Source organism: Mycobacterium sp. 3-98, from assembly GCF_035918355.1.
Taxonomy (GTDB): domain Bacteria; phylum Actinomycetota; class Actinomycetes; order Mycobacteriales; family Mycobacteriaceae; genus Mycobacterium; species Mycobacterium intracellulare.
In genome coordinates this window covers 3,883,634-3,905,192 of sequence record NZ_CP142360.1, presented here as the reverse complement: position 1 = coordinate 3,905,192, position 21,559 = coordinate 3,883,634, and the positions used below count along the sequence as shown (strand labels likewise).

Sequence of the window (21,559 nt, the reverse complement as noted above, 5' to 3'; positions counted from 1 at the left end):
TCCCCGCTCAGCGATCGGGCGCGAGGATCAGTCCGCTCGTCGGAACGCCTGTACCCGACGTGACCAGCACGTGTTCGACGTTGTCCACCTGATTGTGGGAGGTGCCGCGCACCTGTCGGACGCCCTCGGTGATGCCGTTCATGCCGTGAATGTAAGCCTCGCCGAGCAACCCGCCGTTGGTGTTGATCGGCATCCGGCCGCCCAGTGACAGTTCTTCGACCGAGACGAAGTCCTTGGCTTCCCCGCGGCCGCAGAATCCGAGCTCCTCGAGTTGAGTGAAGACGAAAGGCGTGAAGTGGTCGTAGAGGAAAGCCGTCGAAATGTCTTGCGGTTTAAGACCGGAATCCCGCCACAGCTTGTCGCCAACGACTCCCATTTCGGGCAGGCCGGTGATCTCCTCGCGGTAGTAGCTGGTCATCACCTCGCCGTCGTAGGCGGCTCCTTGCGCGGCGGCCGTGATGACGGCGGGCGGCTTGGCCAGGTCGCGGGCGCGCTCGACGCTCGTCACCACCATGGCGACGCCCCCGTCGCTTTCCTGACAACAGTCGAGCAGCCTCAGCACGGGCTCGATGATCCACCGCGATTGTTGGTGCTGCTCAAGGGTTATCGGCTTCTGGTAGAACCAGGCGTCGGGGTTGTTCGCGGCGTGCTTGCGGTCGATAACCGAGATCTTCCCGAAATCGGCGTTGGTGACGCCGTATGTGGTCATATAGCGCTGCGCGTGTAACGCGACCCAGGCGGCCGGCGTCATGAACCCGAACGGCGCATAGGGAGCCATCCACAGCGGCGTCACTCCCGGCTGGCGGCCGGCGCCACCGAAGCGGAACCCGGAGCGCTCGTTGAACGCGCGGTAGCACACCACCGCTGATGCCGCACCCGTCGCGACCGCCATCGCGGCCTGCATCACCGTTCCCGCGGCGGCGCCACCGCCGTGGGGGACCCTGGTGAAGAACGTCAGGTCCCGGATCCCGACATTGCGGGCGACCTCGATCTCCTCGTTGTCGTCGACGCTGAAGGTGACCATGCCGTCGATGTCGGCGGGACGAAGACCGGCGTCGCCTATGGCGGCTTTGACTGCCTCGCAGGCCAGTTGCATCTCGCTGCGGCCCGATTCCTTGGAGAACTCGGTTTGCCCGATCCCGACGAGCGCCGCCTTGCCGCCAATCCCGCAGGAGCCCCTGTTCATGCATCCATGCCTTCGAGCAGGCTGAGCACCGCGGTTCCCGAGACGTGGTCGCCGAGGCTGTTGGCGCCCCTGAACGTGACCTCGATGAATCCTTCGCCGTCGGCCGACGATTTGTCCGTGACCGATCCGGTGAAGCGCATCGGATCATTCGGGTAGGCCGGGACGCCGAGGCGAATGGACAACTTTTTGATCATCGCCTCGGGGCCCGCCCAGTCATGAAGGAACTTCACGCAAAGCCCATTGGTCGTCAGGATGTTCAAGAAAATGTCTTTGGATCCCTGGGAATTCGCAAAGTCGCGGTCATGGTGCACGGGCATGTAGTCGCGGGACGCGATGGCCCCGGCGACGATCAGTGTGGTGGTCACCGGGACGTCCATCGGGGTGACTTCCTCGCCCACGTTGATGGAATTCCATGCGCGCGTGGTGGTGCGGTCGACGGTGGAGGTCATGCGTTTCCTTCCGGGTATGTCGCGCCGAGCCGGGCGAGTTGTTGGGGGGCAGAGCCGAGCGAGAGCTCGATCTGCTTGGCCCACAGGAAATAGCGGTGAAGCGGGTAGGTGACGTCGATGCCCATGCCGCCGTGGACCTGTTGGGCTGATGCGACGACCCGTGCACCCGCCTCGGCGGCCCAGAATTTGGCGATGGCGGCCTCGCGGGCGGCGGGTCGGCCTTCCGCGATCAGCCACGCCGCGTGCCAGGTGGTCCACCGAATCGCTTCGACGTCGATGAATGCATCGGCCAACCGCTGCTGCACGGCCTGAAATGAGCCGATCGGCCTGCCGAACTGCTCGCGCTCGCCGGTGTAGGACGCCGCGATCTTCAACGCGCGCTCGGTCACCCCGACCTGCATGGCGCACAGCCCGACGAGCGCCCTGGTGTACAGCGAGTCGACGGCATCCCGGCCACCGGCCTCGTTGAGTCGGTGCGCGACGGCCCCAGCGAACTCGACGTCGGCGTAGGGCTCACCATTAGTGGTTTCGGCCGGTGTGACGACGACGCCCTCGGTGGCCGTCTCGACGACGAACAGGCCCGGTCCGTCGTCCGCGCGTGCCGAAACCACGATGGCGTCGGCAAGCTGCGCGGCGGGCACGAGTTCCTTGACGCCGTCCAGGATCCAGGCGTCGCCATCGGGCCGTGCGGTGGTGCGTGGGGCGGCCGGGTCGGAGCTTCCCGGTTCGGCGAGCGCGGCGGTCAGTATCGTGCTTCCGTCCACCACCTTCGGTAGGTACCGTCGCTGAGTGGTCGAGTCACCGTGCCGCGCAATCGTATCCGCGCCGAGCACCAGGGTCGCATAGACCGGCACCGGCGCAACACTCCAGCCCACTTCCGCGAGCAGCACGCCGAGGTCGAGGAAGCTGCCACCGCTGCCGCCAACCGATTCGGGTAGCGCGATGCCCAGCAAGTCCGACGCCGCCAGCTCACGCCACAGTGCGGGGTCGAAACGAATCTCGCCCGATTCCAACGCGGTGAGGTGCTCGGTGGTGGCGCGGTGCTCGAAGAGCTGGCGGGCCACCTTGCCGACGGTCTCTTGTTCTTCGGTGAAGGAAAAATCCATGTTCGCCTGGTGCCTCGTGTTCAGCGGGTGGGCCGGAACTGGTGCAGCACCAGCTCGTCCCCGGTCGGGATTGCTTCGAACTTCTCGTAGAAGACCTCGACGGGCATACCGACGTCGATGGCCGCCGGTTCGATATCGCACAGGTTCGACACGATGCGCACACCTTCGTCGAGCTCGATCAGTGCCACGACGTAGGGGTATTGAAGGAAGGGGAGCGGCGGGTATTGCGGCATCACGAAGCTGTAAACCGTTCCGCGCCCGGTTGATTCGATGGAATCCCAGTTGAGCGACTGGCAATTTCCGCACATCGGGCGGGGCGGCACCCGCAACGTCTTGCAGTCGGTGCAGCGCTGGATCAGCAGCTTGTGGTCCTTGAGGCCCGACCAGAAGAATTCGGTGTCCGGGCTGATCGACGGAGCAAGTCTGGTCGCCATCAGCTTCCCGTCTTGAATCGCAGCGTGCGGAACCATTGGCGGCCGATGACTTCGCCGTTCTGATCGCGGTAGGTGGTCACCCACGTGACGAAGAATCCTTTGCCCATCGCGGTCGTCTTCTCGTCGGAGATCGAGTCGAACACCGTCTCACCGGTGATCTCGTCACCGACGCGGGGATAGCGTTCGATCTCAAACTCAGAGTTCGTCGCGATGATGCCCGTGTAACCGGCGTCGGAGAGGAATTGCAGCGGGTTCGTCTTGATCTCGATCGGCACGCCGCCGCGCTCATGGATGCCGGCGAGCTTGGGCGGCGGCATCGTCCAGCTCTGCAGCATCACCGGCGGGGAAACCAGGCCACCGTAGCGGGAGTTCTCCGCGAACTCGGGATCAAGGTAGGCGGGATTCATGTCGTCCAACGCGTACGCCCAGTGCCGGATCATCGCGGCGTTCACCGGATCGGGGGCGCGGGAGGGTCTGCCGACTCCGTCGGTGGGCGTCCCGATCAACGCGTCGAGGCGCTCGCGCAGGTCGTCTTTGGCTAGCTCTGTCACGTGGATTTCTCCTTTCCGGAGGCCCGCACGTCTCGGGGTGCGCGCGGCATCCCGAGGCCGGCCATAGCGATGATGTCGCGTTGAAGTTCGTTGGCTCCGCCGCCGAATGTGTTGATGACCGCCAGCCTGTAGGCGCTCTCCAGCTCGCCCTTGAGCGGAGCCGCCGAGTCCTTGCGGACACCCGCCTGCCCGACGACTTCGAGCAGCTCGCGGGCGACCTGTTGAGTGAGTTCGGTGCCGAAAACCTTTGCCGCCGAGGCCTCGCCCATACCGAGGGCACCCGAGCTCATCGTCGCGTTCACGCGCAGGTTCAGCAGCCGGTAGGCGGCGACCTGCGCTTCCACCCGGGCCAGGGCCTGCTGCACCCAGGGCTGATCGATGACCATGCCGTCGTCGAGCGGTGTCGTCGACGCCCACTTGAGCGTCTTGGCGAAGAGCGGCTCCAGGGCACCGAGGTTGCCCAGGGCGGCGCGTTCGAGGTTGAGCTGGTTCGTCACCAGTGTCCAACCCTGGTTTTCGCCGAGCACGATGGCGCTCTCGGGTACCCGGACGTCATCGTAGAACGTGTAGTACGTGGACACCCCCGGCATGGTGTGTAGCGGCTTCCAGGAGAACCCGGGCGAGTCCGTCGGCACGATGAACAGGGTGATTCCCTTGTGTTTCTTGACGGTTGGGTCGGTGCGCGCCGCCAGCCAGATGTAGTCGGCGAACTCCGCGCCGCTGGTGAACATCTTTGAACCATTGATGACGAACTCGTCGCCGTCCCTGACCGCGGTGGTCCGCAGCGAGGCGAGGTCGCTCCCGGCGCCGGGCTCCGAGTAACCGATCGCGAAATCAACGGTGCCCTTGAGGATCGCCGGGAGGAACTTGGCCTTCTGCTCCTCGGTGCCGTACTGAATGAGCGTGGGGCCCACAGTGTTCAGGGTGACAAACGGCAACGGTGCGTTGACCCTGCGCGCTTCCTCCGAGAAAATGTACTGCTCCAACGCGGTCAGCCCGCCGCCACCATATTCGACCGGCCAGGCGACGCCGAGCAACCCGGCATCGCCGAGCGCCCGCCGGCACTCGGTCATCGCGGCGCCCCCCTCGGTGAGGTTGGCGACGGCGGCGCGGCGCTCCGGGGTCATCACCGCCTCCAGGCGCGTCCGGTAGTCCTTTCGGAGCTGCTCCTGTTCGGGCGTGTAGTCGAAGTCCATCAGTTGCCCGCCCCCAGTCGGATTGGCATGCGTTTCACGCCCGGCACCATGGTTGCGCGCAGCCGGGTCACGTCACCGGTGAGCTCGATCGTGGGAAAGGCGCCCAGTAGCACCTCAAACATCACCCTGGCTTCCAGGCGCGCGAGCTGGGCGCCAAGGCACGCGTGCTCCCCGGCCCCGAACGCGATGTGCGGGTTGGGATTACGGGTGATGTCGAACTCTTCGCAGGTGGGCCCAAAGATCTCTTCGTCGCGGTTGGCGGAGCCGTAGAGCATGACCACTGTGTCGCCCGCCCTGATCTGCTGGCCGCGGATCTCGACGTCCTCGGTCGCGCGGCGGGCCATGTGGGTGACCGGGCTGGTGAATCGCAGCATCTCCTCGACCGCGCTGGGCAGCAGCGACGGGTCCGATCGCAGCAGCGCGAACTGGTCGGGGTGGTCGATCAGCGCCAACGTGCCCAACGCGATCAGGTTGCGCGTGGTTTCGTTGCCGGCGACCAACAGCAGGAAGGAGAAGTTGAGCAGATCCGCGTCGGTGAGCCGCTCGCCGTCGACCTCGGCTGCGGCCAGGATGCTCAGCAGGTCGTCCTGCCCGCTGACCTCGCCGGAGCGCCGCGCGGCGATGAGCTTGGTGAAGTATTCGTACAGCTCACCGAGGGCGACGATCGAGTCCAGTTCGATGTCCGGGTCGGCGGTGCCGACCGCCGCGTCCGACCACGCGCGGAACTGCTCCCAGTCTTCGGGTGGGGCACCGAGCATCTCGGCGATCATCCGGGTGGGAAGGGGCGCGGCGATCTCCTCGGCGAACTCGTACTCTCGCGACGGCTCGACACTGTCCACGATGCCCTTCACGATCTGGCGCACCTTGGGCTCGAGCAACTGCACCTGCCGGCGGGAAAAGCCGGAGTTGATGAGCTTGCGGAGCTGCCGGTGGCGGGGAGGGTCGGTGAAAATGAGGTTGCCTTCCTGAACGGGTTCAGGCTGGCTGGGATCCGGAATCGTGATGCCCTTCGTCGACGAGAAGGTCAGTGGGTGGCCCGAAACGTAGCGGACGTCCTCGTACTTCAACAGCGCCCAGAAGTTGGTGACGTCGTTCCACACCACTGGCGTCGTGTTGCGGAGTTCCCGGTAGACCGGGTAGGGATCGCCGGCGTAGAAGTCCGGAGAGTGCAAGGGAACAGTAGTAGTGGGCACCGCATGCCTTCCTTGGACACTGGGCTGGCCGGACAGATAACGCAAGAATGTCCGTTTCCATGCTGTCTACAGGAGAGCCGGATCATCTGTCAATCGCCGCATATTAGGCTAAAAATGGCTCAAATTAGCCGTTGACGGCGTCGCGGTCGGCGTGTACACACAGGTTGAGTATGTAAGTTATCTCGGTGGCGTCGCCCGCGCTGCTTCACGATCGTGCAGTCAGGAAGGCAGGCAGGATGGCTGGGTCGGGTTCGCTCCTCGAGGCCTACGGTCACTACATTGACGGCCAGTGGACCGACCCGGACTGCGGACGCTACGACGTCGTCAATCCCGCCACCGAGGTGGTGATCCAAACGGCGCCCGATGCGAGCGTGGCGCAGGTCCGGCAGGCGGTCGCAGCGGCCAGGTCCGCCTTCGACACGGGCCCGTGGCCCGCGGCAGAGCCCGCGGAACGGGCCCGCTGCCTGCAACAACTCAGCGATGCGCTGATGGCCAGGAGCGAGGAGATCTACGCACTCGCGCTGGCCGAGTGGGGTTGTTCCGCGAACGAACGGCTGATTCACGTCGACGGACCGGCGTTCATGGTCGGCCATGCCGCCGAGCTCGCGACGGAGCCAGCCGAGGCACCGATGGATGCCTGGGGGGCCGCGGGCACCACGCTGCTGCGCTACGAACCCCTCGGTGTGGTGGCGGCCATGACGCCGTGGAACTTCCCGCACACCCTCAACGTCATGAAGTTGGGCGCGGCACTGGCGGCGGGAAATACGCTGGTGCTCAAGCCTTCCCCGCTGACACCGCTGGCCGGGCTGGCGTTGGCGCGAATCATCGACGAGGACACGGACATTCCCCCTGGCGTCGTCAACGTGGTGACGCCGAGCAGCGTCGAGGCCAGCAGGAGCCTGACCCTGGATCCCAGGGTCGACATGGTGAGCTTCACCGGTAGCTCTGTCGTCGGCCGCGACGTGATGGCGGGAGCGGCGACCACCATGAAGCGCGTTCTGCTGGAATGCGGGGGCAAGTCGGCGACCATCCTGCTGCCCGACGTCGACGTCAGCGACGACCTGTTGGAACGGCTGTTGTTCGAGGGATGCACAATGCATGCCGGTCAAGCCTGCATTCTCAACAGCAGGTTGCTGCTGCCCGAGGCGATCCACGACGAGGTGGTGGACCGGCTCGCCGCACTGTCCCGCGAAGTCGTGATCGGCGATCCCGTCGATCCGGCGGTCACCATGGGTCCGTTGATCAGCCGCGAGCACCTCGACCGTGTCGAGGGCTTCGTCAAACGCGCCGAAGCCGACGGTGCGACCGTCGTGGCCGGGGGAGCCCGCCCGAAGGATCTGAACAGCGGTTTCTATTTCGAGCCAACGATACTCACCGATGCAGCCGCCGATTCGTATATCGCGCAGGAGGAGGTGTTCGGTCCCGTGCTGACCGTCTTGCGGTATCGCGACGACGATGACGCGGTGACCATCGCCAACAATTCGTCTTATGGCCTCGGCGGCGCGGTGTGGGGAAGCGACATCGACCGCGCGGTGGCCATCGCCCGGCGGATGAGGACCGGACAGGTATCGGTCAACGGCACGATCCCCGGAGACGCGCCGTTCGGAGGCTTCAAGCAGAGCGGCATCGGTCGGGAGGGCGGCGTGATGGGACTGCGGGCCTACATGGAGCCCAAGGCCATCGGGATACCCGCGTGAACCGACCCCTGGCGGGCCTGCGCGTCGTCGAGTTGGCCTCCGAGATCGCGGGCCCCTATTGCGCGAAGCTGCTGGTGGACCTGGGCGCCGACGTGCGCAAGGTCGAGCCCCCGTCAGGTGACCCACTGCGCCGTTGGGGTCCCTTTCCCCCAGAGGGCCCTCATCCGGAGCGAAGCGGGCTGTTCGAGTACCTGAACGCCGGAAAGTGCGGCGCCACGGTTGATTTCGCGCAGGAACGTGGCCTTGAGGTCCTGCGCGAGATGATCTCGCAGGCGGATGTCCTGGTCGAAGACTTACCGGGGGGCGCACCTGAGCGCCGGGCGTGGGGTCTGGACGCGCAAACCCTGGCCCGGGTCAACCCGGATCTCGTCGTGGTCCGGATCTCCAGCTTCGGCCAGGAGGGGCCACTGCGTGACCGGGTGACGACTCCGCTGACCCTGCAGGCGGCGGCGGGTTGGATCAACGTGCGCGAGCCCGGCCGGGCGCCGCTACAGGCCGGCGCCCGCATCCCGGAATACATCGCGGGCGGATACGCGGCCCTCGGCGCGCTGACGGCCCTACGCGTCGCTACGGCCGAAACGCACCGGCCGGTCGAGGTGGACGTGTCGATGTTCGAGTCGCTGTTGGCGACGCTGCCCTATCCCATGCTGATGGCCGCGCGCCTGAAAAGCCTTGGCTTGCCGATGAATTCCAAAGCCGCGCCGATGCTGGGTATTGTGCGTGCCTCCGACGGCTGGATCGGGATCAACTGCCTGACCGGTCAGCACTGGCTGGACGTGTGCGCGATGGTCGGGTTGCCCGAGTTCGGCGACCACCAGCTCGCGATCATGCTCGGGGGGCCCGAGCGCGACGAGTTCTTCGCCAAGGCCCAGCCGTTCCTGGAATCGATGTCCGTCGCCGATCTGGTCGAATTGAGCCAGGCCATGCGCATACCCGCGGCGCCGATCACCGACGGCGACACGATCCTGGGCTGCCCGCAGTATGCGGAGCGAGGGTTTTTCGTCGACGCGGCCACCGACGGATGGCGATTCACCAGGCCAGGCGCGCCGTTCCGGCTCTCGAAGACCCCGGTACCGCCGCCATTGCCCGCTCCCGCCCTCCGAACAAACGGCGCGCAGGCCAAGTGGAGCAAGCGCGACGCACCGCGCCCGACGGGTGACGTCGCCGACGTCTCTTTGCCGTTCGCCGGGTTGAAGGTCTTCGACTTGAGCACTTTCTGGGCGGGCGCGTATCTGACGTGCTACCTCGGTGCGTTCGGGGCGGACGTGATCAAGGTCGAATCCATTCAGCGGCCCGACGGACACCGCTACTCGGGCTCGCTGCTGCGCGAGGGCGACGACTGGTACGAGCGCGGGCCGCTGTGGCAGGGAACCAATCTCAACAAGCGCGACATCACGCTGGATCTCACCTCTGCCACCGGTCGAGAGTTGGCGCTGCGACTGGCTGCGGAGGCCGACGTGGTGGTGGAGAACTTCTCGCCGCGCGTCGTCGAACAATTCGGACTGGATTACGACTCCATCGCGCGGGTCAATCCCGGCGTGATCATGGTGCGGATGCCTGGGTTCGGGCTCCAGGGGCCGTGGCGCGACTACGTGGGCTGGGCGCTGAACATCGAACAGGTGTCAGGGATGTCGGCCGCGACCGGTTATGCCGACGGCCCGCCGTGCAATCTGCAGGGGCCCGCCGACCCGATCGCCGGCGTACACGCCTGCGTCGCGCTGCTGGCCGCCCTCGAGCTCAGGCGGTCCACCGGCGAGGGCCAGCTGATCGAGGCGGCGCAAATCGAGGTCGGCGCGGCGGTGACAGCCGAACCCGTCATCGAATACTCGTTGACGGGATCGGTGCGCCCGCGTGAGGGAAACCGCCACCGCGAATACGCGCAGGGCGTCTATTCGACCGGCAATGTCGACGAGTGGGTCGCAGTCTCGGTGCGTGATGACGGTGACTGGCGAGCGGTGCTGGAGGCCATTGACCGTCCCGACCTGCGCGACGACCCTCGATTTGCGTCCGCTGCAGCGCGCCGGGAACACCACGACGAATTCGACGAGGTACTGGCGAATTGGACGTGCGAGCGGACCGCGGAGGAGGTCATGGCGACGTTTGGCCGGCATGGTGTGCCCGCCGAGCGACTGTTGACGGCCGATCGGATGTATGACGTCGAGCAACTCGACGCGCGCGGCTTCTATCAGGACCTGGACCATTCGATCACCGGCCGACAGAGGTTTCCCGGCTGGCCTTTTCGCATCTCGCCGGGACCCGCACACCAGCACAGGGCCGCCGCGCCGACACTCGGGCAGCACAACGCCGAGGTGCTTGGAGCGCTTGGACTTTCCGCTCAGGAGATTGCCGCGTTGCGGGAGCAACGAGTGATCGGGGAACGCGTTCTGAACGCGTAGTCGATGAGCTCGGCCCGTTCGGTCAGGCGTCGATCATCGCGGCGATCGTGTCGACGACGCACGCCGGGCGATCGCTGCCCTCCACTTCGACGGTGACGCGAACCGTGGCCCGGCCGCCTTTGTCGTTGCGCTCAACCTTGAGCAGTTCGGCGCCAGCCCTGATGCGGGAATCGACCGGTACCGGGGCGGGGAAGCGCAGCTTGTCGCTTCCGTAATTGACTTGCATCGCCAAGCCGGTTACCCGGTAGATCTGTTGCACGAGAATGGGTACCAGCGACAAGGTCAGATAGCCGTGGGCGATGGTCTTGCCGTAGGGACCGGCGGCCGCCTTCTCAGGGTCGACATGGATCCATTGATGGTCACCGGTCGCCTCGGCGAACAAGTCGATTTCCTTCTGCGTGACCTGGCGCCAGTCGCTGAAACCAAGGTGCTCGCCGACGTGAGCCTCGAAGTCGGCGATTCCGTCGTAAACCTTCGGGGATGTGCGCGCCCGGGTCATGCCGGAACCTTGAGCCCCAACTGCTCGATAGCGTTGCCTCCCATGATCTTCGCCGTGGCGGCCTCGGAGACACCGTCGAGCCGGTCGACAAAGCTCAGCGGATCACCGATGCCCTCGGGGTGCGGGAAATCGGAGCCGAACATCACGTGATCCTCGCCCATGATGTCGATAATCCCCTTGAGGTCGTCCTCGAGGAACGGATGGATGTAGATGTTTCGCTTGAACACCTCGACCGGGTGCTCGTCGAACTCCTTGGGCATGATCTTGTACGCAGTGTTGAGCTGCTCGAGCAGATTGCGGACCCACCCGCTGCCGTTCTCGACGCAGAAGATCTTCAGATCGGGGAAGCGCGACAACGCGCCGTGGCAGATCATCGCGGCCAGGGTGTCCTCGATGGCGCGGTGGCCCATCACGACTTCGCGTAACGCGCTCGGCTTGAAGGACAGATACTCGTCGCCGCCTTCCCACTCCATGAGGTGTTTTTGGTAGCCGCTGTCCGAGGCGTGCATGGTGACCGGCATGCCGGCGTTGACGACCTCTTCCCAGAACGGGTCGAACTCGGGGAGGCCCATGGAGCGCGAACCGCCGAACCGGCTGGGCACGGGTGCGGGCCGCACCAGGAATGTCTTCATGCCGCGCTCGAGGCCCCAGTGGAATTCCTTGATGGCTTCGTCCACCAGGGGCAGGCAGATCACGGGGGTGGCGAAGATCCGGTCGTGGTAGTTGAACGTCCAGTGCTCGTGCATCCACTCGTTGAGCGCATGAATGATCGCGTGCGTGAGGATGACGTCGTCGGTCGTGCGTTCCTCGATGAGACTGGCGAGCGTCGGATACATGACGCACTGATCGATGCCGAGTTCGTCCATCAGTTCCAGTCGCGGCGCGGGTGACTGGTACGCCGGGATGACATCCATTGCCTCGCCGATGAATTCGCGGAAGTTGAGGCCTTCGGGATTGTTGCCCAGGAAATAGTCCTCCGCGCTGCCCGGCCTGGCGACTCGCTCGAACGTCGGGTTGGGGATCATGTGGCTGATGTGGTCCTTGACGACGAGTTTGGGTCGGCCGTTGACCTCGACGTAGCCGACCTTTCCGCGGTGCTCCTTCGGCAGGTACTTGGTGAGCGCGTCCGTCGTCTCGTACATGTGGTTGTCGATGTCGAAAACCGGGTACGGCAGAGACCGGGGTGACATGAGGCTATCCCTCCTCCGAGCAGCGAATATGATCGTTTACGCTAAGTGAGAACGACGTTATCACTTTGGCTTTTCAACATCCAGACGGGGTCAGGACGCCGGGATCCCTTTCCACGCGTCAATCACGGCATCGGTGGTGGTCACCGTGGCGAGCAGGGACAGCGTGTTATCGATGATGGACTCGGCATACTCCCGTGGATACCCGCTCACCGCGTCACGCGGCAACACGAACTGATAGCTGCGGTTCACCGCGTCCATCGCGAAGTTCTGGATGGCGATGTTGACCGAAACGCCCACTCCCACAATGGTCTTGATGTTCATGTTCCGCAGCACCGAGTCAAGATCGGTACCCGTCATCGGTCCGACGCCGTGGGTGCGGGTCAGCACGAGGTCGCTGGGTACCGGACCGAGTTCGGGCAGGACCGACGCGCCGGGGCTGCCGGGAGTCAGGTCGGCGGCGAACGATTTTCCGGCCATGAACAGCCGGGCATTGCTGTTCGATCCTCGGTTGTCCGGGCGTTTCTCGATCAGGCAGTGCACGACCGCGACACCGGCCGCCCTGGCGGCGCCGAGCAGCCTGGCGATGTTGGGAATGGCTTCGCGCCGGGCCTCTTCGGCGAGCAATGGAAGGCCGGCCTGCGGCCCGATCACCCCGCCCTGGCACTCCTGGGTCACCAGCGCGGTGGTTGCGGGATCGAGCATGGCTTGAAGGCTGGGTTGTGGCATGAGAATAGACGTTATCGTGTGCTGGAACTCAATTTCCACGAGGAGGACCGATGGAGGCTTGGGAGCTTGAAGTGCGGGAGTCGGTACGGCAGACGTTGGCCGACTACACCGCCGCCACCGATCGATTCGATCTTCGTGCGCTGGCGGCGTGTTTCTGCGACGAGGGAGTGCTGGAATTCACCGGCGGTGCCGAGCGCTTGACGGGGCCCGCGCAAATCGAGGCCGGCCTCGGCGCCGCGGTGACCCGGCCTTCGACACCGGGCCAGCCGGCACGGCGCGCTCCGACCCACGTCCGCCACCATGTCTCCAGCATTCGGTTCGGGTCGGTGGCAAACACCAGGGTCGAGGTCAGCAGTTACTTCGCGGTCCACACCGACATCGGACTCGACCACTGGGGCCGCTACCGCGACGTTCTTGTGCCCCTGAATGGTCGGTGGCTGTTCGCCCATCGCCGGATCAGTGTGGACGCGTTCGCGGCCGACAGCCTGATGGCCTAAGGGTCATGCCGTGATGAACTCCTTGGCGAAAGCGCGCGAACGTTCGATGAGTTCGCTCCGGTCGGAGCCGGACGGGGCGATGGTCAACCAGGTGACCCCGGCGGCAGCGAGCCGCGCGATGATGGCGTGACGTTCGTCGGCCGATCTGCTGTCCTCCAAGAGGTTTCCCGCGGAGAAGCAGATGTCCAGCGGTGCGGTGCGGCCGATTTGGGCCGCGTACTGCTTGGCCCAGCCGATCGCGACCTCCAAATCCTCGATGGTCGAGATCTCCGCGGTGCGCGATGCGGCGGCGTAGCCGAACGTGTTGAACGGCGCCCACCCCTGAGCGCGCGATACCGCCCGGCGCACGGCCGGCTTGCTGTTGCCGCCGACCCATACCGGTGGGGGAGTCGTCGGCAGCGGGCGCAGCCGAACACCGCGGGCGGCGAATGACGTCCCCTGGTAGGCGATGTCCTCACCGGTGAGCACCTTGTCCAGCACGTCCAGCGCCTCATCGAGCAGAGCGCCGCGGTTGTCGAAATCGATTCCGAGCGCCTTGAATTCGGGTTTGAGATATCCGGCGGCAGTTCCGAGGATGAGGCGCCCGTTGGACAACGCCGCGAGGCTCTGGATCGATTTGGCGCCGAGAAACGGATTGCGGTAAGCGGCGATGTAGACATTGGTCAACAGCTTGACGTCGGTCGTTGCGGCGGCCGCGAAAGCCAACGCGACGAACGGATCAAGGGCGTGGTGGCCGCCGTGGTCGAGCCACTTCGCATCGGGTGCGGGGTGATCGGTGACGTGGACGGCTGCGAACCCGCTCTCCTCGGCCACTCGCGCGATTTCGGCGATCGCTTCAGCGGTTACGAACTCATCGACCGTTTCGACACGATGAGTCGGCAGTTCGAGGGAAAAGGAGACGGTCACGAGGATCCTTTCATTCAGAGACGAGCGTGGCCAGGCGCTGCGCGTGGTAGTCCGGGTCGCCGAAGATCAGCTGACTGGCCTTGGCGCGCCGGACGTACAAATGGGCGTCGTGTTCCCAGGTGAAGCCGATTCCGCCGTGGATGCGCATGTTGTCGAGCGCAACCTGCAGGAAGGCTTCCGAACACACCATCTTCGCGACCGACGCGGCGGTCGGGAGATCATCGGTGCCGGCCACTGCGGCCGCATGCGATTGGGCCGATCGCGCGCCCTCCACCTGAACCAACATGTCCGCGCACCGGTGCTTCACCGCTTGGAAACTACCGATCGGCCGACCGAACTGAATTCGATTCTTGGCGTAGTCGACGGCCATATCGAGGCACCGTTGCGCCGCGCCGACCTGTTCGGCCGTCAGCGCGACGAGCGCGAGGTCCGATGTGCGGGCAAGGAAGTTCGCGGCACCACCGTCTGTTCCGATCAGCTCCGCCGGTGCGCCGTCGAACTGCACCCGCGCCACCTTGCGGGTGCGGTCGAGTCCGGCCAACGGCGTGCGACAAAGCCCCTCTGGCCCGGCACGTACCGCGAACAACGACACGCCCGCGTCGGTGATGGCCGGCGCCAAGACGACGTCCGCGGTGTGACCGTCGATAACGAGCGGCGCCTCACCACGGATCCGATAACCGGCGCCCCGGCGGTCGGCCCGCAACGTCACGGCATCCGGGTCCCACGCGCCGAGTTGGCCGTTGAGGATCAGCGTCGCGGTGGTGGAACCGTCGACGAACCCAGGAACGAACCGCTCCACCGCCGCGTCGTCCTCGCTGGCGAGAATGGCCTGGGTCGCCAGCGCCACGGTGGCGAAGAAGGGGGAGCACACCAGCGCGCGTCCCATTTCCTCGAACACCACCGCAAGTTCGACCACACCGGCACCGGCCCCGCCCCATCGTTCCGGCACGACTATGCCCTGCAGTCCCAACTCGCCCGCCATCTGGCGCCACGACGCCTCGTCGTACCCGATGTCCGTCGCCATCAGCTTGCGAACGGTCTCGCTGGGCGATGTCGCGCTCAAGTAGTCGCGGACGACGCTGCGAAGTTCGTCGACCTCACTTGACGGCACGCCGGGCCTCCCGGTTCGGCCTCACCCGGGCTGCTGCGGGATCTGTGATACGCAACGCGGCAGACCGAACGCTCAGCGGTGCCCACCCGATCATGTTGTCGTACAGCGGTTTTGATGGAGTCATGTCTTCCTTTGCGCGATCGCGGCTGACGCCGGCGTCCCTCACTCGGGCGCCTGGCCATCCCGCGCGAGATGGCCATTGTCGGATCAGGATAGTATGTTTTGTGAAAATAGAGAATAATCATTCTCGCGCTTAAGGAGCGAAGCGGTGACGACGAAACTCGACTACGGCATCTTTGACTGCGACACCCACTGCTACGAGACGCGGGACGCGTTCACCCGTTATCTGCCGGAGGAGTTTCGGGACCGGGCGATCACCACCGTGCGCGGAGCGGACGGCGTCGAGGTGATCCTTGCGGGACATCGGGTCGCCACGTTCAACAGCGAAGGGGGACTGGGCCTCGATGTCGCTTATCGGCCGGGCTCGCTCAAGGAGATGCTCAAGCAGATGGGATCGGGCAACCCCGAGGAGTCCTACGAGCCGCAACCCATGCAACCGGAATTCATCGAGCGCGGTGCACGCCTTGCCGTCATGGCGGAGCAGAACATCGAGCGTATGGTCATCTATCCCAGCGGTATGGCCCTGGCCGCCGAACACTACGTCGACGACACAGCGGCACTGTACGCCAACCTGCGCTCGTTCAACCGATGGTTCGACGAAGAGTGGGGTTTCAACTACGAAGACAAAATTTTCGCCACGGCGCTGATGTCGTTGCGCGACTTGGATTCTGCGATCGCCGAGACGGAGGCCATCATCGCGCAGGGCGCAAAGTTCGTGCTGTTGCCGACCGGGCCGGCTTACGGTCGATCGCCTGGCGACCCGTACTTCGACCCGATTTATGCACGCTTGCAGGAGGCCGGCTGCATCCTGGTGTTCCACATCATGCCGTTCTGGTACTTCAATGCGATCTCGCCCGCCTGGGGACAAAACTCCGACCCGGCTTCTTGGCACATGTCGGCGTGGCAGTGGATGAATGTCTACGGCCAGCGCCCGATCGAGGAGACGTTGTCCGCTCTCATCTTCGACAACCTCTTCGGTCGCTTCCCGGGCCTGAACGTCCTCGTCGCCGAGCACGGGGCGGAATGGGTGCCGTTCTTCGTCAAACACATGGACAAGAGCAGAGGGATGGGCCGCAACGGGCCTTGGATTGGTGGGAAGCTGACGGAGCGGCCTTCGGCGATCTTCCGCCGTCATGTCCGTGTCGTGCCGTACCCCGAGGACGACATCCCAGGAATCGTCGCGGGCTTGGGATACGACGACTGCTTGGTGATGGGCTCGGATTACCCGCACGCCGAAGGCCTGGCCGTGCCGGCCGAATTTGCCAAGCTGCTCGACCCGCTCGACGACGCCACCAAGCGGCGGATCATGCGTGACAACGCCGACCAGTTGCTCTCCCGGAGCTAACCGCCCGATGGCAGACGACGACGTCGACCTCGACCTGCTGCGCGGGTCTGCGCGGGAGTTTTTGGCCGAGCGCGGCGAAAAGGAATCCGTCAAGGACCTTGCCGCGATGGACTGGACCGCGCTGCTCGTCGGTGAGGAGGCGGGTGGCGCAGGCTGGCGTCCCGTCGAAACGTGCGTCATAGCCGAAGAACTCGGACGAGCGAACGACAGGTCGGCATGGTTCGGTACCACAATGTCGGCCGGCGCGCTTGCCTCGGCGCCCGCCGATGTGAGGGAACAGTTGCTCCCCGGTCTGCTCGCCGGCACGACGGTAGCGGGCTTCGCCGCCGCGGACGCCTCCGCACGGATCATTCGCGGCAATGAAGTCGACATCATTGTGCTTCTGGGACGCAACGGAATTCACCTGATTCGTGACCCGGATCCCGCGCGGACGGTGCTGGACGGCGACTTGCTCGACGTCACCAGAACGGTCTGGCGTATCGACCTCACCGACGCGCCCAGCACCCTGATCGGGCCGCCCGGCAGGGCCACAGAGCTGATGGCCGTGGCTCGGCTGCTCGTTTCCGCCGACTCCTTGGGCGCCGCCTCGATGACCCTTGAACGTCTGACGGCATACCTGCGGGAGCGCGTGGCGTTCGGGGCGCCGATCGCGAGCTTCCAAGCGATTCAGCACCGGCTCGTCGAGCTGCTGGTCTTCGAGGTCAAAGCCCGGGCCGTCATCATGAAAGCGGCGCGCGCCATAGCCTCCGGCGACGAAAGGGCGACCGCCCTGGCGGCGGCCGCGCACGCGTTCGTGGCGGCGAAAGCATCGGCCGCCGTGGACGAATGCATGCAACTGTCTGGCGGCATCGGATTCACTTGGGAGTACCCGCTGCACTACGAACTGCGTCGCGTCTTCACCAACTCTCACCTGATCGGCACGGCGCGGTCGAGTCGCGCGCTGCTGGCGGAGGTGTCCGGCTGGTGAGCGCTTTCGTCAACCGGCCCACCGAGGCGCAGCTGACCGAGTTCAGGCATCGCGTCAGGGCACACATCGCCGAACACGCACCGGCGATCGAGGCGCGCGAAGGCCACCGAGCGCCCGAGACCGCCGAGCAGGAAGCCCTGTTGCGCACGTGGTTCGCCGGCTTGTTCGAGGCGGGGTTTGCCGGTGCGGACTGGCCGGTCGAATACGGCGGTCGCGACGACTACCACCCGCTGCACGACCGCATCGTGAGCGAGGAGATCCTGCGCGCCCGCGCGCCGCGCCCGGTGGACCAGGTGAACCTGGCCGCCCATGTCCTTCTGCACTTCGGGTCCGACGAGCAGAAACGAATGCTGCTGCCATCGATTCGGCGCAGCGAACATGTCTGGTGCCAGTTGCTCAGCGAGCCCGACGCCGGCAGCGACATCGCCGGAGTGCGCAGCCGCGGTACGCGGCAAGACGACGGCAGCTGGCGCCTCGACGGGCAGAAGACCTGGATCACCGACGGCCACTGGGCCGACATGGGCCTCGCTCTGATGCGCACCGACCCGGCGTCGTCGCGCCACCACGGCCTGTCGGTCTTCGCCGTGCCGCTCTCGGCAGACGGCGTCGAGGTTCGTCCGATCCGCACGATCGGTGATGCGATCGAGGTCAATGAGGTCTTCCTCACCGGAGTCCGCGTCGGTGCCGAGAGCCTGATCGGCGCAGCGGGCGACGGCTGGTCAATCATCATGGCGGGCCTGGACTTTGAACGATTCGGCATCGGTGGAAACGTCGTTCTGCTGGAACTGTTGATCGATGATCTGGTCGTCGTGGCCCGCCACGCGCAGGTCGACGGCGCACCCGCGCTGGAGTCCGCCGACATACGCCAGAAGGTCGCCGAGTTGGCCGTGGAGGTCGAAGTGGCCAAGGCGTTCATCGACGATCACGTGGAGCGGCTGACATCGGGCGACGAACGACCGGGTGACGGCTCGATCGCGAAGTTGAGTTTTGCGGAGACATACCACCGCGTCGCGGCTTACGGCGCGGAATTGGCGGCGTCGACGGCGGTCGTCGGCGGCGAAATCCATGAACTGGGGCAGGCCAAACAACGGTTGCGCGAATGCTGGCTGTGGTCGCGCGCCTACACGATATCCGGTGGCAGCTCGGAGATGATGCGGAACATTCTTGCCAAGCGCCGACTGCACCTGCCGAGCCGATGACCTCACGTCCTGCGGCGCAGACCTACTGGTCCCTGGTGGAGACCGCCGCGCGGGCGCACCCCGACTGGGTTGTCCTCGCGGACGACTATGGGCGCAGCCTGTCGTGCGCGCAGCTGCGGGACTCCGCACTGACTTGTGCGGCGGCGCTGGCGCAGCGGGGGATCGGTGCGGGCACGGTGGTGTCCTGGCAACTGCCGACCACGCTGGAGACGATGGTCGTCATGACGGCGCTGGCGCGCCTCGGTGCGGTGCAGAACCCGGTGCTGCCGATATGGCGGGAAAGCGAACTGCGGTTTGTGACAGCACAACTCGGGACCGAAGTCATCATCGTCCCGGGAGTGTGGCGCGACTTCGACCACACCGCGCTCGCGTATCAGCTCGCCCGTGAACGTGCCGGTGAGCGGCCCATGTCCGTCGTGGTCGTCGACCACGACGCACCAGTCACCGGCGGGCTTCGGCTGCCGGTGGGGGAACCAAAAGAGCTGCCTCCACCGCCGAGCGGCGGCGAGGAACCGCGGTGGATCTACTATTCGTCGGGCACGACGGCGGCACCGAAAGGGGCGCGGCACTGCGACCGGTCGGTCATCGCCGGTTCGGCAGGGGTCATCGGGATCGTCGGGGCGTCCAGTCGCGACGTCAACCCGATCGCGTTTCCGGTTTCGCACATCGGAGGCGCCGCGATGCTCTCCGCGGCCCTGCTCACCGGGATGAAGCTGGTGCTGTTCGACGCCTTCGACCCTGTCGAGACCCCTGTCGCCATCGCGGCGCACCGCCCGACTCTGCTGGGCAGCGCGACGCCTTTCTTCGTCGCCTTCATGGCGGCGCAGGCGAAGCATGGCGACGAACCGCTCTACCCCGATCTGCGGGGCTGCGTCGGAGGGGGTGCGCCAATCACCGCCGAGCTCGGTCACCAAGTGCGACAAACGCTTTCGGTCGACGGCGTGGCCAATGCGTGGGGCTTGACCGAATTTCCGGTCGCCACCTCTCAGGCGCCGAACGGTCCGGCGGAGCTGCTGGATCACACCGTCGGCAAACCGGTGCCCGGCGTTGCGGTACGGGTCGTCGACGAAGCTGGACAGCAGGTGTCGCGTGGCACGGAGGGGGAGTTGCGGCTCAAGGGGCCGCAGTGCTTCCTCGGCTACGTCGACGCAACTCTGGATGCCCACGCGTTCGACGCCGAAGGATGGTTTCGCACAGGAGATCTGGGCCGCATCGACGACGACGGCAACGTCGTCGTCACCGGCCGGATCAAGGATGCGATCATCCGCAATGCGGAGAACATCTCGGCCTTGGAGGTCGAGGGTGTCCTGGCCAGCCACCCGGCGGTGGCCGACGTGGCGATCATCGGGGTGCCGGATGAGCGGACCGGCGAGCGTGTTTGCGCCGTCGTCGTCGCGCGCCCGGGTGTGGCGGTGACGCTTTCGTCGGTCTTCGAACACTGTCAAGCGCGGGGACTGAGCAAGCACAAAACGCCCGAACGACTCGAAATCGTGGATGCGCTGCCCCGGAATAGCACCGGCAAGGTCCTCAAGACCGAGCTGCGGGCGCGGTTCGGCTGAAGCACTTCATCGGGCCCTGCTAGACGCCGATGAGCTCCTTGAGGTTGCCGCCCATCACTCGTGCCCTGGTGTCCTCCGGAAGACACTCGAGCTCCTTGACGAAATCCGCTGGCTCGGCCAGCCCCTCGGGGTGCGGGTAGTCCGAGCCGAACATCACTCGATCCGCACCCAGGATGTCGACGAGGTGCGACATGTCCTCCTCGTGGAACGGATTGATCCACACGTGTCTGCGGAAGACATCGCAGGGATGCTCGCTGAAGTCGTATGGCCTCTTGCGGTATACGCGGTCGAACACGTCCATCAGGCGCTGCGCCCACGAGCCGCCGTTCTCGACCACGCCGATGCGCAGGCCCGGGAAGCGCTCGAACACCCCGTGCGCGATGAACGCCGCGAGCGTGTCGAAGATGTTTCGGCTCTCCTCGTAGATGAAACCCCGCAGCTTGCTCAGCGCGAATCCGTTGAACTCCGTAGCTTCCTCCCAGTCGTCGACGTAGCGCTCATAGCCGGAGTCCGAGTTGTGCATCTGCACCGAGATACCCGAATTCTCGACCAGTCGCCAGAAATCGTCGAACTCCGGCAGCGCCGGTGACCGCGACGTGCCGTCCTCGCGCGGAACGGGTGCCGGCCGGATCAATACCGTCCGGGCGCCATTGTTCAGGCACCATTCGAGTTCCTGCACGCCCAGCGCGGGATCGTTCAGCGAGATCGCAGGAACGGGGAAGATCCGGTCCTGGTAGTTGAATGTCCAGTCGTCGAGTAACCACCGATTGAACGCATGCGTGACCGCGTGGGTGAGCTCGGTGTCGGATTTGGTCCGTTCTTCGAGCATGCCCGCTGTCGTCGGGAACATCACGGCGCCGTAGACGCCCTGCCGGTCCATCAGCGCTAGGCGTAGGTCGGGCCGCCTGAACTCATCGGGGCAGCGGATCGGTTCGGCGAGCTCCCGCAACGTCTTGCCCTCTGGGTTTATGCCCCGGAAGTAATCGGACCAGGCGCCGGGTGTGGGGATCACCTCGTATGTCGGGTTGGGGATGCACTCCGTGACCGTGCCCAAGATCTGCAGCTTCTTGCGGCCATTGACGTCGATGAACTTCAGCGCCTCGGCGTATTTCTCCGGCAGATACCGCGTGTAGGCGTCGATCGTCTCGTACATGTGGTTGTCGGCGTCCCAGACCTCAAACGCTTTGTCGTCGCTCACCAGCACCTCCAGCAGGCGTGAGAATATTGATTCT

At 65.5% G+C, this 21,559-nt stretch carries 20 protein-coding genes; 7 read left to right on the top strand and 13 right to left on the bottom strand.

The annotated features are described in order from the left end of the window. Positions 1-7: 7 nt before the first annotated feature. The 7 genes from QGN30_RS18370 to QGN30_RS18340 are packed head-to-tail and all read right to left on the bottom strand — an operon-like array spanning position 8 to position 6,094. Positions 8-1,186, bottom strand: a complete 1,179-nt coding sequence (locus QGN30_RS18370) for a lipid-transfer protein (protein WP_038535748.1) — start codon at positions 1,184-1,186, stop codon at positions 8-10. Continuing rightward, positions 1,183-1,635 (bottom strand): MaoC family dehydratase, encoded by a 453-nt coding sequence (locus QGN30_RS18365; RefSeq protein ID WP_038535750.1) that lies wholly within the window; start codon positions 1,633-1,635, stop codon positions 1,183-1,185. Before QGN30_RS18365 ends, QGN30_RS18370 begins: the two co-directional genes overlap by 4 nt. Further along, on the bottom strand, positions 1,632-2,741 hold the full coding sequence (locus QGN30_RS18360) for an acyl-CoA dehydrogenase family protein (protein ID WP_038535752.1): 1,110 nt from the start codon (positions 2,739-2,741) through the stop codon (positions 1,632-1,634). The genes QGN30_RS18365 and QGN30_RS18360 overlap by 4 nt, the downstream gene beginning before the upstream one ends. 20 nt (positions 2,742-2,761) lie before the next feature. Next, positions 2,762-3,175 carry a Zn-ribbon domain-containing OB-fold protein gene (locus QGN30_RS18355; RefSeq protein WP_038535754.1) on the bottom strand — a complete coding sequence of 138 codons (414 nt, stop codon included), beginning with the start codon at positions 3,173-3,175 and terminating at the stop codon, positions 2,762-2,764. Continuing rightward, positions 3,175-3,726: an FAS1-like dehydratase domain-containing protein gene (locus QGN30_RS18350; protein WP_009976136.1), complete on the bottom strand. Its 552-nt coding sequence runs from the start codon at positions 3,724-3,726 to the stop codon at positions 3,175-3,177. The genes QGN30_RS18355 and QGN30_RS18350 overlap by 1 nt, the downstream gene beginning before the upstream one ends. Next, positions 3,723-4,922: an acyl-CoA dehydrogenase family protein gene (locus QGN30_RS18345; protein ID WP_008255398.1), complete on the bottom strand. Its 1,200-nt coding sequence runs from the start codon at positions 4,920-4,922 to the stop codon at positions 3,723-3,725. Before QGN30_RS18345 ends, QGN30_RS18350 begins: the two co-directional genes overlap by 4 nt. After that, positions 4,922-6,094 carry a cytochrome P450 gene (locus tag QGN30_RS18340; protein WP_008255399.1) on the bottom strand — a complete coding sequence of 391 codons (1,173 nt, stop codon included), beginning with the start codon at positions 6,092-6,094 and terminating at the stop codon, positions 4,922-4,924. The genes QGN30_RS18345 and QGN30_RS18340 overlap by 1 nt, the downstream gene beginning before the upstream one ends. Positions 6,095-6,351: 257 nt before the next feature. On the opposite strand from QGN30_RS18340, the gene QGN30_RS18335 reads away from it, so the two are divergent. Then, the gene (locus tag QGN30_RS18335; RefSeq protein WP_036458598.1) at positions 6,352-7,812 is read left to right on the top strand and encodes an aldehyde dehydrogenase family protein; all 1,461 of its coding nucleotides are present in this window, start codon (positions 6,352-6,354) and stop codon (positions 7,810-7,812) included. Then, positions 7,809-10,208: a CaiB/BaiF CoA transferase family protein gene (locus tag QGN30_RS18330; protein WP_036458600.1), complete on the top strand. Its 2,400-nt coding sequence runs from the start codon at positions 7,809-7,811 to the stop codon at positions 10,206-10,208. Before QGN30_RS18335 ends, QGN30_RS18330 begins: the two co-directional genes overlap by 4 nt. A gap of 22 nt (positions 10,209-10,230) precedes the next feature. On the opposite strand, the gene QGN30_RS18325 is transcribed toward QGN30_RS18330, so the two are convergent. The 3 genes from QGN30_RS18325 to QGN30_RS18315 form a co-directional block, all read right to left on the bottom strand. Next, positions 10,231-10,707: a MaoC family dehydratase gene (locus tag QGN30_RS18325; RefSeq protein ID WP_008255402.1), complete on the bottom strand. Its 477-nt coding sequence runs from the start codon at positions 10,705-10,707 to the stop codon at positions 10,231-10,233. Beyond that, positions 10,704-11,897: an amidohydrolase family protein gene (locus QGN30_RS18320; RefSeq protein WP_095763045.1), complete on the bottom strand. Its 1,194-nt coding sequence runs from the start codon at positions 11,895-11,897 to the stop codon at positions 10,704-10,706. Before QGN30_RS18320 ends, QGN30_RS18325 begins: the two co-directional genes overlap by 4 nt. 90 nt (positions 11,898-11,987) lie before the next feature. Next, the gene (locus tag QGN30_RS18315; protein WP_009956502.1) at positions 11,988-12,599 is read right to left on the bottom strand and encodes an isochorismatase family protein; all 612 of its coding nucleotides are present in this window, start codon (positions 12,597-12,599) and stop codon (positions 11,988-11,990) included. Positions 12,600-12,673: 74 nt separating this feature from the next. Between QGN30_RS18315 and QGN30_RS18310 the strand changes: the two genes are divergently transcribed. Next, positions 12,674-13,120: a nuclear transport factor 2 family protein gene (locus QGN30_RS18310; RefSeq protein ID WP_008255405.1), complete on the top strand. Its 447-nt coding sequence runs from the start codon at positions 12,674-12,676 to the stop codon at positions 13,118-13,120. A 3-nt stretch (positions 13,121-13,123) separates the two neighbouring features. On the opposite strand, the gene QGN30_RS18305 is transcribed toward QGN30_RS18310, so the two are convergent. Further along, complete coding sequence (locus QGN30_RS18305; protein ID WP_008255406.1) at positions 13,124-14,026, bottom strand: TIGR03619 family F420-dependent LLM class oxidoreductase; 903 nt, start codon at positions 14,024-14,026, stop codon at positions 13,124-13,126. Positions 14,027-14,036: 10 nt separating this feature from the next. Continuing rightward, the gene (locus tag QGN30_RS18300; protein WP_008255407.1) at positions 14,037-15,137 is read right to left on the bottom strand and encodes an acyl-CoA dehydrogenase family protein; all 1,101 of its coding nucleotides are present in this window, start codon (positions 15,135-15,137) and stop codon (positions 14,037-14,039) included. Positions 15,138-15,405: 268 nt separating this feature from the next. Here QGN30_RS18300 and QGN30_RS18295 point away from each other — a divergent pair, with 268 nt between their 5' ends. The 4 genes from QGN30_RS18295 to QGN30_RS18280 are packed head-to-tail and all read left to right on the top strand — an operon-like array spanning position 15,406 to position 20,327. Beyond that, positions 15,406-16,602, top strand: a complete 1,197-nt coding sequence (locus tag QGN30_RS18295; RefSeq protein WP_008255409.1) for an amidohydrolase family protein — start codon at positions 15,406-15,408, stop codon at positions 16,600-16,602. Between the two features lie 7 nt (positions 16,603-16,609). Beyond that, positions 16,610-17,569: an acyl-CoA dehydrogenase family protein gene (locus QGN30_RS18290; protein ID WP_008255411.1), complete on the top strand. Its 960-nt coding sequence runs from the start codon at positions 16,610-16,612 to the stop codon at positions 17,567-17,569. Next, complete coding sequence (locus QGN30_RS18285; protein WP_225346071.1) at positions 17,566-18,768, top strand: acyl-CoA dehydrogenase family protein; 1,203 nt, start codon at positions 17,566-17,568, stop codon at positions 18,766-18,768. The genes QGN30_RS18290 and QGN30_RS18285 overlap by 4 nt, the downstream gene beginning before the upstream one ends. Beyond that, on the top strand, positions 18,765-20,327 hold the full coding sequence (locus QGN30_RS18280) for a class I adenylate-forming enzyme family protein (RefSeq protein WP_225346072.1): 1,563 nt from the start codon (positions 18,765-18,767) through the stop codon (positions 20,325-20,327). The genes QGN30_RS18285 and QGN30_RS18280 overlap by 4 nt, the downstream gene beginning before the upstream one ends. A gap of 19 nt (positions 20,328-20,346) precedes the next feature. Here QGN30_RS18280 and QGN30_RS18275 read toward each other — a convergent pair whose 3' ends face one another. After that, a complete protein-coding gene (locus QGN30_RS18275; protein ID WP_225346073.1) occupies positions 20,347-21,531 on the bottom strand; it encodes an amidohydrolase family protein in 1,185 nt (394 codons plus the stop codon). Positions 21,532-21,559: the final 28 nt, after the last annotated feature.